Below are 14913 nucleotides of genomic sequence, written 5' to 3'. Positions count from 1 at the left end.
GTATTCACAGTCATAGCTTAAGAATTCAATACATTTTTTGTAATTTGAACAACATTTTCTGTCGTAAATCCAAATAGATTCATGACGTCAACCCCAGTTCCTGAAGCTCCAAATGTTTCAATCGATAATATTTTCCCTTCTTGTCCTACATAACGCTCCCAGCCGAGAGATACACCCATCTCAAGAGATACTCGTTTCGTTACAGAAGACGGAAGAACTGATTCTTTATATTCTTTCGATTGGTGATCGAATAGCTCCCAGCTTGGCATTGCAACGATACGAACAGAGACATTGTCTTCTTCTAGTTTCGCTTTTGCACTAGCAGCTAAGGATACTTCAGAACCTGTTGCAATTAAAATTACATCCGGATTTTCATTTGTTTGCGTTAATACATAAGCTCCTTTAGAAAGATTCTCTATGTTCGCTTTCGTTTCATGAAACACCGGTAAATTTTGACGGCTAAGTACTAAAACGATTGGACCATCCGTTTGCTGTAAAGCATAAGCCCACGCATTCGCTGTTTCATTTGCATCTGATGGACGGATAACTGTTAGACCAGGAATTGCCCGAAGAGCTGCCAATTGTTCAATTGGTTCATGCGTTGGACCATCTTCTCCTACAGCGATCGAATCATGTGTAAATACGTAAGTAACAGGTAACTTTTGCAATGCAGCAAGTCGAATAGATGGACGAAGATAATCATTAAATACAAAGAATGTACTAACGAACGGTTTTACTCCTCCATGAAGAGCCAGCCCATTTGCTGCCGCGCCCATTGCATGTTCACGTACACCAAAGTATATATTTCGGCCAGCATACGATTCTACCGCATATACTGCTTCACCTTTTATATCTGTCATCGTAGAATGCGAAAGATCTGCACTTCCACCGAAAATAGAAGGAATCGATTTCACATAATGATTAATAGCTTCTCCACTTGCAACGCGAGTTGAAATCGTTTTATCAGTATCGAAGGATAGAATGTCTTTCGCTTCGATTAAAACCTCACCGGTAATCGCTTTTTCTAATTCATCTGCTAGTGCAGGGTTCGACTCTCTGTATAAGTTGAATTGCTCATTCCATTCGTTCTCTTTTTCAGTACCTTTTTGTTTCAGTTCATTAAAATGAGCTGTTACTTCTTCCGGTACAAAGAAGTCTTCCTCATAATGCCAACCATACACTTGTTTTGTCGCTGTCGCTTCTTCTACTCCAAGCGGGTTACCATGTGCTTTGTTCGTTCCAGCAACTTTTGGACTTCCGTAACCTATAACGGTTCTAATCTCTATAAGAGTAGGTTGGTCCGTATTGTCTTTCGCTAATTGAATCGCTTTTGTAATCGCATCAACATCGTTTCCATCCTCAACTCTTACATATTGCCAATGTGCAGATTCTACCCTTTTCTGCATATCTTCAGAAAAAGCAATGTTTAATTCACCATCAAGTGAAATTTCATTTGAATCATACAGTACAATTAACTTGCCAAGTTTCATATGCCCTGCCATTGACATCGCTTCATAAGCGACACCCTCCATTAAGTCACCGTCTCCAACTAAAGCGTACGTATTGTGATCTATAATAGAGTGACCATCCTTATTGAACTTCGCTGCTAAATGAGCTTCTGCCATTGCCATCCCAACAGCATTTGCAATCCCTTGTCCTAACGGTCCTGTCGTCGCTTCAACTCCAGAAGTGTGACCAAACTCAGGATGTCCTGGTGTTTTACTATTTAACTTTCTAAAGCTTTTCAAGTCATCAATTGAAACGTCATATCCAGCTAAATGAAGTAAGCTATACAGTAAGCTCGATCCGTGTCCTGCTGATAAAACGAATCGATCACGGTTAAACCATTTCGGATGATTAGGATTGTGATTTAAATGATTCGCCCATAATGCATAAGCCATCGGTGCTGCTCCCATCGGAAGACCTGGATGACCTGAATTTGCCGCATTAATAGCATCAATCGATAACGTACGAAGTGTATTCACTGCTAATTGATTTATGTTTTGTGTCATAGTAATCGTCCCCCTAAATGCTTTCATTTAAGAATATACTTATTTTTCCGTTTCTTGATCTAACCACCATTTAAATTCACTTTCTTGCAACAGTTCATTAGACGCTTCTGGACCATATGAACCAGACTCATATTCATGAAGCGGCAATAAGTTTTCCTCGAACGCTTCAAGAATTGGTTGTACCCATTCCCATGACAATTCAACTTCTCTCCAATGTGCAAAGAATGTAGCGTCTCCACTCACAGCATCATGAATGAGTCTTTCATACGCTTCAGGTACTCCCACATCCGCTTGCTCACAAGTAAAGTTAATACGCATCGGTTCAATTTCTCCATTTTTCAATGGATTTTTACTATTTAACTGTAATGAAACGTTCTCACCTGGGCTAATTTCAATTATTAACAAGTTAGGTGCTGCATTTGGATTACTATCTTGATATTGCTGTTTTAACGTATTTTTAAATTCGATTACAATACGAGTAGACTTTTCTTTCATTCGTTTGCCTGTTCGTATATAAAAGGGAACGCCAGTCCAAAATGGATTATCGATCCACAATCGAGCAGCAACAAATGTGTCTATGTTAGAAGAAGGATTTACTCCTGGCTCCTCTTTATATGCTACAACTTGTTGACCATTTATCTCTCCTGAAGAGTACTGTCCGCGAATGATATGGTTCTGAACGTCTTCTTTTTTCACTTTACGAAGCGTTTCCATTACCTTTCGCTTTTCCTCTCGAATTTCACATGCGTTAATTTTTTCCGGCAGATTCATAGCAGTCATCATTAATATTTGTAACATATGATTTTGAACCATATCACGAATGGCTCCTGCCTGATCATAATATCCTGCTCTTTCTTCAACCCCAACTGTTTCACTCGCTGTGATTTGTACATTCGCTATATGTTCTTTATTCCAAATCGATTGGAGAACAGGATTTGCAAATTCAAGTGCTTCAAGGTTTTGAATCATCGGTTTACCTAAATAATGATCAATACGGTATATCTCGTCTTCTTCAAACGTTCGACTAAGCTTATCGTTAAGCTCACGCGCAGATTTAAGGTCGTGTCCGAACGGTTTCTCAATCATCAAACGTTTCCATCCATCCGTTTTATCAAGTCCGCTTTCCTTAATATTTAAAGCGATTGTCTCGAAAAATTCAGGTGCAACTGAAAGATAGAACATTCTATTATCTTGTATATGTAGTACTTCTTCCCTTTCACGAACAACTTGTAATAATCTCTCATAGTCTTCCGGCTTACTCACATCTAATGGGCAATAACGAAAATTATCTAAAAAACTTTCGAGTTCTGGAGTACCTTCTTCTCTATGACGGGAAAACGTCTCTATTGATTCTTTTATTCTTTTTTGAAAATCTTCATGAGATACTTGACGTCTCCCAAGCCCGATAACGGATATTTGCTTTGGAAGCTTTTGATCTCTATATAAGTTATATAGTGCGGGGTAAATTTTGCGTTTCGCTAAGTCCCCTGTCGCTCCAAATAAAACAAAGGTCATTGATTCCAATTTCAGTCCCCCTCTTGTTGTATAATCCTGGTCAATATATTAAAAATGAATTGTACAGAAGCTCATGTTTTTATAAAAAAACAAAGAGTTATCAACTTCCAATTCTTTTTATACCTTTCGCTTTCTAATTGTCCCCAATATTAATAGTGGCAATTCAAAGCATTTCTACGGAAACTTACTTATCAGATCTAACAAAATATTATATATTTAATTACTTTTAGTAATCAAATAATCTTACGTCTAGTATATTAACCCTATAAATTATTATCGTCAAGAGAAATGGTTTAAAATGAAGAGTCTTTGTTTCGTAATTCTATTTAGTCTTTATCTATTTATTAAAACTCCTATTAATTTTATCGCCCGCAAAAACTAGAACGTAAATTCTCATATTATTAGTTATCCTAATTACCAATTAATACGGGATAATGATACATAAAATAAAATGCCATGCGTAACAAAAAACTTGCAGAGAAATTCTACAAGGTTTTTTCTATATATTAAAATAAGAAGCTTACAATTCATCCTAATAGTCTTAAAGATAAGCTACTTTATTAATAATGCTAGAGTTCGTGTATACTCCACCATGCTCGTGGTCAGTGAGTTACTCATTGGTATATTTACATTAATTCATGATTATCGATTATATAAAATATAATTCGTATCAAGTGTTTACATATCATATACTTTCCTTTACGCTTTTAATTCTTCTCTTTCAGACATTAATTAAAAAAACACGAAGACTTAAAAGTCTTCGTGTTTTTTGAAATATACATATAGTTACACTTGTCATTGCATTCATAACTAGAATCTTTTTACTCATGAAAAAGTCAATTTCCTTACGGATGATGTCCATTAAATATTACTTATGAAATTTCACACGCTCTTCAAGCGGTTGGAATTCTTTTTCACCTGGCGCAGCTGTTGGATTACCAAATGGCATTTGTGCAATTAGTTTCCAATTAGCAGGGATATTCCATTCTGCTTTCACTTCATCGTCAATTAATGGATTATAATGTTGTAAAGATGCCCCTAATCCCTCTGCTTCTAATGCAGTCCACACAACTAATTGGTGCATACCTGATGCTTGATTTGACCAAATCGGGAAGTTTTCAGCATATGCAGCAAATTTTTCTTGAAGCGATTTAACTATAGCTTCATCTTCAAAGTATAGTACGGTTCCATAGCCAGCTTTAAAGGAATCCATTTTTTGTTGCGTTCCTGAAAAATCTCCATCTCCAACTACTTTTCTTAATGTTTCGGTTGTAATATCCCATAATTTATTATGAGCTTCACCAAATAATACAACTAATCGCGCAGTTTGAGAATTAAAAGCTGACGGAGTATATTTCACAGCAAACTCCACAATTTCTTTAATTTTTTCATCTGATACTTGTACCTCTTTATTAATCCCATAATAAGTACGTCTTTCTTTCAGTGCGGTATAGAAATCTTTTGTCATAATTTATTTCCTCCTGAGTTCTAATATCCTCAAAAATGATAAATCTCGAAGATAATATGAGTTTAAATGAGTTTATTTTTAATTATTGAACTCCATAACACCAGTTACCAATCATTATAAATCTAAACACACTACTTCTTGTCCAAGACGCTTCAGTTTACCTAAAAAGGCTTATAACATTACTAATAAAATCTAATCAGCATTCGGTACTATTTTACCCATTCTCTATTCATGTATCCTAGGTTTTCCATATTTACACAAATATGAAATGTAACTATTTTAATCATCAAATTTTATCTTGAAGCGACATGTCTTTAATGGGAAATAATAACATTGAATTAATCTATTGTAATCATCAAGAAAGACGGGAACCATTAATAACTCATTACCTAACTTATTACATTTAAGCTACTCTCCTTTTTCATTTAACAAAAGTGACAGATGCATTAAAAATTTCAATGCCTTACAAAAGAGATACTAATACAGCAATTTCGCAAACTAAAAGAAGACGATGTAATCCCAAAAACAGTGTATAATCAAATATCTCCTATAATGGAATCCTCTTTGCTGTTTACAAAAAAGTATAATAAAAAGGCAAAACCGAACATATTCTTGTTTGGTTTTGCCTTTTTATTATTGTTTCAAATGATTTTTAACTGCCCTTATAACTAATTCATGATCCTCTTCTGGTGGTAATCCTGAAACTGTTATCATTCCAATAACCCCTACATCTTTTATTTGGACAGGAACGCAGCCACCAAACGCAGCATAATCCGACCTATCTAAAAGATACTTTTCATTATATGGAATGCCCGTTATTTCACTTTGTATCTGCATATAATACGAGCTATGATTATGCAAAGAAACAACTCGTTTTTTACGCTCAATCCATTGCGTATTTTCCGCAGTTGTCCCTGTCATCTTGAAATGAAATAGTTGCACACCATTTTTCGCTATATCAACAGCAATCAATTTCCCTTCCTTTTTCGCTGTTTCAACGATAAATAAACCTATTTGCAAAGCATCTTCATTTGTAAAAGACGAAAATTGAAGTGTTTCCTCCTCTATTAAAATTTGTTTACTAATTTCATTCAAATTTGAAGTACTCATATGTTTATCCCCCTTACTCACTTTATGCCACATTGCTTTTTTTAAAATTATGCGACCCTACCGTACGGACTTTCCATATAACTAATAACGTAAAGCGTATTCTTTTCTTCTTGGTGCTATTATGAATTATATTTAATGCCTTAAAAATGTATGTCCTTTCGTACTAAACATTTCGTATAGAAGTTTTCTTCCTGCTACTACTTACAAGCATAAAAAAACCAGTTGCTTAAGCAACTGGTTCACTAAAAGTTTTATCTAGAATATTCATTCAACCAAAGGAATGCTTGTTCATAATCATCGAAAAATTTTACAGATTCTTTTGTATTAGATTGTTGTAAATAATTCAGTATCTCTCCTTCTTCAAGAAGAAAAGCAATTGCCTTACTGTGTTTCAAAATCGTTTCATTGAAAAACTTCTCTTTCCATGCTTTTTGAACAGAAAAATGATCTGGCGTGTATCCTTTTCTATCGACCAGCAATTTGTATTTCCGCCCTTCGGAAATGAATTGCTGACAAACTTGCTCGAAGCCATTAAACCATTCATAAACATCATCTGTTTTAATCTTGCCTATAAGACGAGTAACAATTATATCTCCGGAAACCGTTGCGCTAGTATTCGGTTTATTCAATCTAAAATCATCTCCCTTAGTTACAATTATGCGTGAATCCCTCATAAAATCAATAAGATCAAACTGTAACGCATTAAAAAGGGACAGACTCTCCAAACGGAGAAACCTGTCCCAAAATTGTTCTATTTTATTTTACATTAGAACTAACAATCGTGAATTAGAATAATGACTTAATACTTGCTAAAACAGTAAGTACACCTACAATAATAACAAATACGTTACTCATTTTCCCTTTGTATTTAGCTAGTACTGGTACTTTTTGAATTGCATACATCGGTAATAGACATAAGATAGCAGCAACTAATGGACCGCTTAGAGAATCAATAAGTCCAAGAATACTTGGATTTGTATAAGCAACAAACCAGCATGATAATACAACAAAAGTAAGGACGATTGTCTTAATTGTTTTTTCTTCAATAACTTTTCCACGTGATTTACCGAACTTAATAATCATGTCACGCATTACTTCAAATGCTCCGATATAATGGCCAAGGAAAGATTTTGTAATAGCCACAAAAGCAATGATTGGAGCTGCAATCGTGATTACAGGTGAATTAAGCTCATTAGCAAGATATGAAAGAATTGATAAGTTTTGCTCTTTTGCCATTTTTAAATCCTCTGGAGTCAAGCTTAATGTACTACTCCAAACGAAGAACATAACTACAGCGAATGTCATGATATAACAAACTTTTTGTATTTGCGCACATTTAGCATCAGTAGCTTCTATTCCATACGTAGCTCTCTGTTTCACAACAAATGATGAAATCATAGGTGAATGATTAAATGAGAATACGATGATTGGTAGAATCAACAGTATCGTTCCAAAATATCCTGTTCCTGTTGAAGCAGTAGAAACAGCTGAAAAGCTAAGCATTGACGTATTCCACTGTGGAATTAAAGATATTGCGATAAACAGTAGAGAAGCTATGAAAGGATACACTAGCATACTCATGATCTTTACAGTAATATCTTGACCAAAATTCAGTATAGCGATAAGACCAAGAACTAATACAAGTGATAAAATAGCCCTTGGAGGCTCTGGCATATGCAATTGATGCACGATAAAACTACTTGCAGTATTTGTAAGCGCAACCGAATACATTAGCACGATTGTATAAATTGAACCGAAATATACGATGTTAAAAATGATACTTGCTTTATTTCCGAAATACTCTCTAATCGTACCTGTGATCCCCTCATCAGCAGAATTAGAAGCGTATATCATTTTAGCAAGTGCCCTATGTGAGTAATACATAACTGGATATGCAAGCAATGTAATTAGTAGTAATGATAATAAACCACCTGAACCTGCATTAATCGGTAAAAAGAGCACCCCTGCTCCAATTGCAGTTCCAAATAGGCTCAATGCCCATGTAGTATCCTGCTTATGCCACTTTTTCGGATCTGCATATTGCTCATTTTCTAGTGCGATATTTTCAGCTTGAACTTCTATTTTCTTTGCAGTATTCCCGTTCATATAATAACTCCCCCTTGTATCCTATTCTTGCGTATCTCTTTATAGCTAACGAACATTCCCTTTTTTCGGAAAATAAATTCCTTACAAGTTGCCCCACATTGTATGTCCTTCATCATAATGAATCCAAATTGAAACATTCGCTAGTTAGCGTCCTAACATAAATGTTAGCGTTCACAAAAAAGTTTACTCGTACTATCCGCTCTTTATATAAAGACCGCTTAAGAGAACAATATTGAATAGACTTCATAAATACGTTGCAACATTTTTAATAACAGTGTGTTACTTTAATGGTTTCTCTTACTTACTTGTAACAGTAATTTCAGCTAAACCGGCCTCTCTTCATTTATGAGGCATTTCTTTCTCAATTCTACACATCACTTTCATAACTTCGGCAGCATTTATGGTATTGATTACACAAGCCACTGAAGCACTTTACATACATTTCGCCTCTAATCACACGCCTTTCTTTCTATTAATCGCATTTTTTATATTTTCTCCAGAGATCATAAAATTTCTCTCGACGCCCTCATTATAACGTGTATATTTATAAAATTAATATTTTTATATTTTCAGAAATATTTAACGGATATAATTTTACATGGATAATAATTTACAGTTAGCATGTAACCCTTGTTCCTATCGCTTATAACGGAATTAATCAGCAAAATACACAGTAAAATATTGTTTATTCAAGCTACTCATTTTAAAAATATTTATATTCTTCTTTATCTAAAAATTTTATTTTGATTTAAAAAAGATATTTTAATAAATAATTAACGTGGTTAAAAAGAAATTTCTTTTTAAATGCATAAACCAATTTTTAGGATATATATTATCAATATTGCATTCATATACATTTTCAGGAAAATACATATTTTAACTTGATGGCAATAAGAGAACCGCTAACATTTCGCAAAAATCTTCGCTAAACGAAAAAATAAAATAAGCTGCCCATATGGACAGCTTATTTACATCATTATCATTATTAGGAGTGAACAAACAAATCACTTCAATGTCATCTTAATTTTAATTTTTTCAACTCTTCTTCAGGGATATTTCTATGTTTGTAATGAATTGGTTTTATTTCATTTCCTTTTATACGAAAAGTAATTGTGTCCTCTCCATAAGGCGGATTGTGTGCCCCTTCAAAAGTTTGAATTTGCACAGTTACATAGAAAATATAATTTGCTTCGTCTTTTGTTATTTCAACAATTTTTTCAGAACCTCGGTACCAAAGCTTCGGTTCCTTATAATATTTTTCAACTTCTTTGCTTATTGGTTCTAATAAAAGATTAATTACTACTTCTTTTAAATTTTTTTTTGGTACAGGTATTCTGTTAATCCTTTTTCTATTTACATTTATAATTTTCCAAAAACCACTTTTCTGTTCAACGGTATAAAGAACATTCATACCATCCTCTTTCCAAAGATGAAAATAACCTTTATTCCCCTTAATATATAGTACTGGCTCATCAATCCATTTACCTTCTGTTTGAACTATACCTAAAAACAGTTGAGTAAGTGGCGTTATCTTATAACCTATTTGATTAAAGTCACCAAACGAATAAAGTTCATAACCAGTTAAATCTATGTCAAAATATTCGTTGATTTCATTTTCACTTTTTCCAATTGCTTGAGCAGAAATACAGGGTAATAAAAAACTCAGAAGACATATGATGCTAATTATTTTTATTTTCATACCATCAATCACCTCTTTTATTAAAATGCAACAAAAGAGATGATATTATTGCACGATTCAACCTATTAAAAGCGAATAATATAATCGTTAAAATCCTTCATTAACTAGCTCTTTTATCGAGTTTAATTTTGCAGAAAGCTCAATAAACCATTCTTCATCCCCTGTTAATAATGCAAGGTCTATAAGATAAAGGATTTGCTCCTTATTTATTACTTTTGATTCAGGGAGTTTGTTAACGTGTTTACTAAAGAGTAAAATCGCTTCGTTCATTGTGTACTTGTCGTCACGTTTCACAATGCTAACTGTAACTACATCTTCCACTTCATCAAGTGATACAATGTAACCAACTATGAATTCACCCTCATTTGATATTCCACGAACCCAATCTCCCACTTTTAAAACATGATTATTATTTGACATCATACTTTTCACCTTCTTATAAATATTTTTTGTAACGATAAAAAAGATATAAAAACTAACTTTAACTGTAATTCTTTTTATTACAGTTGTTTTTTAAGAACTCACGGCTACATAATAATTAAGCCGCTTAACGTTCTTGATTAATAAGGTCAACAACTTCTTTCATTGTATAATTCTTTAAATATTCACCTAAATGTTCTTCCGCACCTAAGAAAATAGCAAAAAGAACTTTCCGCATGTTCGAACCTACAATACACTGATCATTTGATTCTGGACACTTCGGCTGCAATGCACCTTCAGAGGTTATTTGATACATATTCCAAAGATTAATTTCACTTAAATCACGGGCAAAAATAAAACCTCCACCAGTTCCCTCTTTTGATTGTATAAACTTATGTTTTTTTAACAAACTTAGCACTTTGCGAATGCGTACTGGATGAACACCTGCACTTTCTGAAATAGCATTACTTGTTGACATCCGGTCTGGCTGTAAAGCTAAATAAGTTAAACTATGAATGGCCAAGGTAAAGTCGCTGTTCATTGTTGTCCTCCTACGATAAAAAATATGATTTCTCGCTTAGTAACATACTGTAGCCATAAATATTACAGATAGGTTAGTCAAACGTTAAAATATATAAGAAGCATGCTTAGCATGAAAAAATAAATCCCTTTATATTCTATCAGAACTCCCCTATATCTCCTAACTTCATGTAGCTTTTTAAGTTGCAAATAAATTTAAACAGTCCACTGTTTCTTAACTTGTTCTTCTGCCAATTGTTTAATTTTTGTCCAAATCGTATCTTTACTCACAATAACATTTGTGTGATAGTTTCTATCTTTATAATTAACTGTAACACATACTTCAATCACTTCTGTTTCCTCCTTTCAAAATATTACTTATTAATTAGCCATTTTTTGCAATTCAATATTCAAAAATGTTCGAACGCTACGCGGTAAAAATTTGCGAATTTCTTCCTCGTTAAAACCAACCTGTAATCTTTTTTCGTCCAGCATAATTGGACGACGTAACATTAGCGGATGCTCAATTATTAATTTATAAAATTCATTAAGCGAAAGCGCCTCTATATTTATATTTAAGTCTTGAAAAGTTTTTGATCTAGTTGAAATAATTTCAGTAGCACCATCTTCAGTTAAACGAAGAATGGATTTAAGTTCATCAACTGTAAGCGAATTGGATACGATATTTTTTTCGGTATAATCAATTTGATGTTCTTCAAGCCATGCTTTTGCTTTTCGGCACGAACTACAGCTTGCTGTCGTATATAAAATCACCATATTTTACACACTCCTTTACTTTTTAAAATTATTATATAGATTATTGAAATGTATTAAAAAAAATTACAGTTTATAATGAAATACACGTTATATTATTTATTCGAGAATATTTAATTTATCTATTTTTTACAAACAATAGCAACTCACTTCTAAAAACTATACTGTAATTTTAAACTTTACAGTTCAATTAATCAACTGTTAAGTCTTGGATGCATTCCATTAGCGAAACAAATTATATTCCACTTTATTTCGTTCTTCCCTACATGTTTAGCATAATAAAAGCTACTACATTGAACACAGCAACATTGTAGGAGGAAGTACTCGGACAAAAAAAGCAAAGCGCACACACTTTGCTTCTTACAAAATCCCTTTTAACTTTTTACCAATTAACTCCGCTACATATTCATAACCTTGTCGGCCAAAATGTAAACCGTCTTTTTCATCATCTTCTACAAATCTTTTATAATTCTGTTCTTGAATCATCTCAGCATATAAATTCAGAAAATAACTTCCTGTTTCCTTCGCCACTTCCTCTACTACGTCTGCATACTGACCAAGTACTTTATTGGTTCTATTATGCTGGCGTTCTTCATCAACTGGTGCAGGACTAATAAGTAATATCTTTTCTGGTGAAATCATACTTACAATCTTCCCTAAATTATCTTTGTATACTTGTAATGGTACTGGATCGAATAATACCGAATCATTCGTACCAAGAAAAACTGTTACAAAGTCTGGTTTATGTGATAGTACATCCTCTTCAATCCTATGTAACGCATGGAACGTATTATCACCCGGAACCCCCGCATTTACCACCTTCCAATTTGGAAACATCTCCCGCAAACGCGGTGTTAACCTCGGTGTTCCATCAAAAAACGTTTCATCAGCTGTAACACTATCACCAAAGCATACTAACGTTTTCATAGAGCTAACTCTCCTTTTACGTACGAAACAACTTTCCTTCTACCGCCTTAATATATCTTTCAGCAGAACGTTCCACTGCTTCATTCGCATTCTCTTTCACTACTCGGTGAAAAGCATTATATAAACGATTAAATTGTAACGGCTTCACTCGATTCGCCATTTCCTCCACTTTTCTCGCCGGTAATGGAATTAAGTTTGGATAGCTGTACATGAAGCTCACCCACTGCTGATCTGCTACGACTTGAATAATATCACCTGTTAATAAAATACCTTTCCCACCATTTCCTTCTTCCCAATGTAATACAGAACCGCCGCTAAAATGTCCTCCGAGACGATGAATAGTAATTCCATCCGCTAATTGTAAAGATTCGCCAGACCAATAAATAATACGGCTACTCGGGCGTACTACCCACTCTTTATCGTCTTCATGTATATAAATTGGTACATCAAACGTTTCTGCCCATTCTACTTGCGTTGAATAATAATGAGGATGAGATAATGCTATCGCATCTAACCCGCCCCACTCCTTTATCTTTTCAATTGTCATTTCATCTAAATAAGTAATACAATCCCATAGTAATCGATACGCTTCCGTTTTTACTACATATCCCGTTTGACCAATTGCAAATGTCGGTTTTGTCGTAATACTATAAAGCCCATTTTCTTCTTCTATCATTTCATTTTTATATGTACCACTCGATTGCAAGTTTTCTAAAGTCGTCCAAGACTGTCCTTTCGGATTAACATATTGTCTCTCCTCATCACAAATAACACAACTTACCGGTTCTTCGACACTCGCTGCATACTGTACGCCGCACGTTGTACAAACGAAATTTTTCATCATAATTCCCCCTATCCCTAAATTTTTATTAAGCTGATTTTTGTTGATACTGATCTGCTTTTTTATTTTCAATTAATAAACTTATAAAAGTAAGTAAATAGACAACTGTAACTGACAATGGAATTACAGTAAATCCTTTTTCAGCAAAAAGAATCCCGCAAACTGACGTTACGAATACAGTCCCTACTGACAATAAACCGTAACTTTTACTTTCATAAATCCATACGTACGGGATAAAATGAACACCTATTAACATTGCTACTACAAAAGGTAACCATTCTGGAAATTGAAAATAGGCAAGTAATACAAGCGGAATATTCAATACATTTATCCCACCAATTAATCCTGCCAAAACCCCTAACGGATTTCCTTTCGCAAACATATCAATTTTCAATATAGCAGCTATCATTAAGCCGAAAGGAAACACACATCCCATACCGATTAAATATACCCACACCACTTGTTTTTCCGAAAGAACAAAGCCCGTTATACTCATAACTATCCAAAATAAAACGCCAGCTAGTATAATTGGCAAGCCTCTCTTCGTTTTTATTGCTAAATCCTTTTTCGCTTCTGAAACATTCATTTCACGATTTCCCCCAAAATATTTGTATTATAAAGTCACCTCAACCTCGCCCATCCAATAACGCCAAGCTACTAAATAATCTTCTAAATCTTTCGGGTGGTGCCTTAAACACGTATCTATACGCAAATATAAGCAAATAACTATTTCTTCATATAACTCACTGTCTTTTTTATGAAATACACATTGTTTCATCGCATAATTAATTACTTCTTTCGTTAAATCTTCCGGAGTTGAACAGAACGCATAAATTAAATCGTATATAGGATCTCCTAACACTGGTAAAGGATCAATTACACCATGCAGCTTATTTCCTTGAAATATAAAATTATGGAATCCAAGATCACCATGTAATAAAAACGGCTGATTTATTCCATTTCCCCTACTTGGACTATTTGCTAACTTAAGAACCGTTCTATACTCTTCCTCACTTATGTACGGTCTTACATTTTCATAAGCTTCCATTACATTTGTCGTTAAAAATTCATTCCAAGGTTGAACCGGACTTTCTTTCCATCCCCAGCCATCTATACCTGAAACTATTTCATACTTATTAATAACTTCTTTTACAAGTGTACGAAGCGTAATTCGTTTATGTCCCTGTTCGCACGAAGTACTACCTTCAAGGAAAGAATACACAATATATGTATGTAAAGGCTCCTTATACAAAAACTTTGCAAACAAAGTATTTCCTTCATAAAAAGAAAGAAAATTAGCTTCTTCACGTATTACTTCCGTTTTATTCAGCTTTACAACGTATTTTCCATCCAACAAATATACAGTACTTGTCGTTCCCCCATTCAGCACTTTAACGCTATTTGGATAAAGTGAAATAACTTTATCCTTAACTAGTTGTGCAGCAATTATTGAAATGTCCATTCCCTCACCCTTTAATTTCGAAGATTCCTTCAAGTCAAAAGACAACTTTACTATTATTTG

15 protein-coding genes are annotated in these 14913 nt (G+C 34.0%); all 15 read right to left on the bottom strand.

Features of this window, described 5'->3' with window-relative positions; all coding sequences use genetic code 11:
* Positions 1-17: 17 nt before the first annotated feature.
* The 15 genes from tkt to ACUN0F_RS15970 all read right to left on the bottom strand — a co-directional run bounded on the left by tkt (position 18) and on the right by ACUN0F_RS15970 (position 14853).
* Positions 18-2012: a transketolase gene (gene tkt, locus ACUN0F_RS16040; protein ID WP_264460975.1), complete on the bottom strand. Its 1995-nt coding sequence runs from the start codon at positions 2010-2012 to the stop codon at positions 18-20.
* Between the two features lie 39 nt (positions 2013-2051).
* Positions 2052-3536, bottom strand: coding sequence for a glucose-6-phosphate dehydrogenase (gene zwf / locus ACUN0F_RS16035; RefSeq protein WP_445539683.1), 1485 nt, complete (start codon positions 3534-3536; stop codon positions 2052-2054).
* An 859-nt stretch (positions 3537-4395) separates the two neighbouring features.
* A complete protein-coding gene (locus ACUN0F_RS16030) occupies positions 4396-4995 on the bottom strand; it encodes a nitroreductase family protein (protein ID WP_097858227.1) in 600 nt (199 codons plus the stop codon).
* 633 nt (positions 4996-5628) lie between these two features.
* Positions 5629-6105: a heme-degrading domain-containing protein gene (locus ACUN0F_RS16025; protein WP_098090325.1), complete on the bottom strand. Its 477-nt coding sequence runs from the start codon at positions 6103-6105 to the stop codon at positions 5629-5631.
* Between the two features lie 251 nt (positions 6106-6356).
* Positions 6357-6779 carry an STAS/SEC14 domain-containing protein gene (locus ACUN0F_RS16020; RefSeq protein ID WP_445540824.1) on the bottom strand — a complete coding sequence of 141 codons (423 nt, stop codon included), beginning with the start codon at positions 6777-6779 and terminating at the stop codon, positions 6357-6359.
* Between the two features lie 112 nt (positions 6780-6891).
* On the bottom strand, positions 6892-8211 hold the full coding sequence (locus ACUN0F_RS16015; protein ID WP_046954708.1) for an aromatic amino acid transport family protein: 1320 nt from the start codon (positions 8209-8211) through the stop codon (positions 6892-6894).
* 1015 nt (positions 8212-9226) lie between these two features.
* Entirely contained in the window at positions 9227-9910 is a 684-nt protein-coding gene (locus ACUN0F_RS16010) for a DUF3888 domain-containing protein (protein WP_327962285.1), read from the bottom strand.
* A gap of 87 nt (positions 9911-9997) precedes the next feature.
* A complete protein-coding gene (locus ACUN0F_RS16005) occupies positions 9998-10333 on the bottom strand; it encodes an IDEAL domain-containing protein (protein WP_076538955.1) in 336 nt (111 codons plus the stop codon).
* A 124-nt stretch (positions 10334-10457) separates the two neighbouring features.
* Positions 10458-10871, bottom strand: a complete 414-nt coding sequence (saiR, locus tag ACUN0F_RS16000; protein WP_001083471.1) for an Rrf2-family transcriptional regulator SaiR — start codon at positions 10869-10871, stop codon at positions 10458-10460.
* 194 nt (positions 10872-11065) lie between these two features.
* Positions 11066-11200, bottom strand: coding sequence for a BA3454 family stress response protein (locus tag ACUN0F_RS15995; RefSeq protein WP_000573513.1), 135 nt, complete (start codon positions 11198-11200; stop codon positions 11066-11068).
* 30 nt (positions 11201-11230) lie between these two features.
* A complete protein-coding gene (gene spxA / locus ACUN0F_RS15990; RefSeq protein ID WP_445539682.1) occupies positions 11231-11626 on the bottom strand; it encodes a transcriptional regulator SpxA in 396 nt (131 codons plus the stop codon).
* Positions 11627-11983: 357 nt separating this feature from the next.
* Positions 11984-12550, bottom strand: coding sequence for an SGNH/GDSL hydrolase family protein (locus ACUN0F_RS15985; RefSeq protein ID WP_445539681.1), 567 nt, complete (start codon positions 12548-12550; stop codon positions 11984-11986).
* 16 nt (positions 12551-12566) lie between these two features.
* Complete coding sequence (locus ACUN0F_RS15980) at positions 12567-13391, bottom strand: hypothetical protein (RefSeq protein ID WP_445539680.1); 825 nt, start codon at positions 13389-13391, stop codon at positions 12567-12569.
* A 28-nt stretch (positions 13392-13419) separates the two neighbouring features.
* Positions 13420-13977 carry a DUF7010 family protein gene (locus ACUN0F_RS15975; RefSeq protein ID WP_046957885.1) on the bottom strand — a complete coding sequence of 186 codons (558 nt, stop codon included), beginning with the start codon at positions 13975-13977 and terminating at the stop codon, positions 13420-13422.
* A gap of 27 nt (positions 13978-14004) precedes the next feature.
* Entirely contained in the window at positions 14005-14853 is an 849-nt protein-coding gene (locus ACUN0F_RS15970) for a phosphotransferase (RefSeq protein WP_445539679.1), read from the bottom strand.
* Between the last annotated feature and the right edge of the window lie 60 nt (positions 14854-14913).

The sequence above is a fragment of the Bacillus sp. 1A genome (assembly GCF_052682215.1).
Note: the sequence above shows the minus strand (reverse complement) of the source record. Positions and strands in the feature narration are given on the sequence as shown.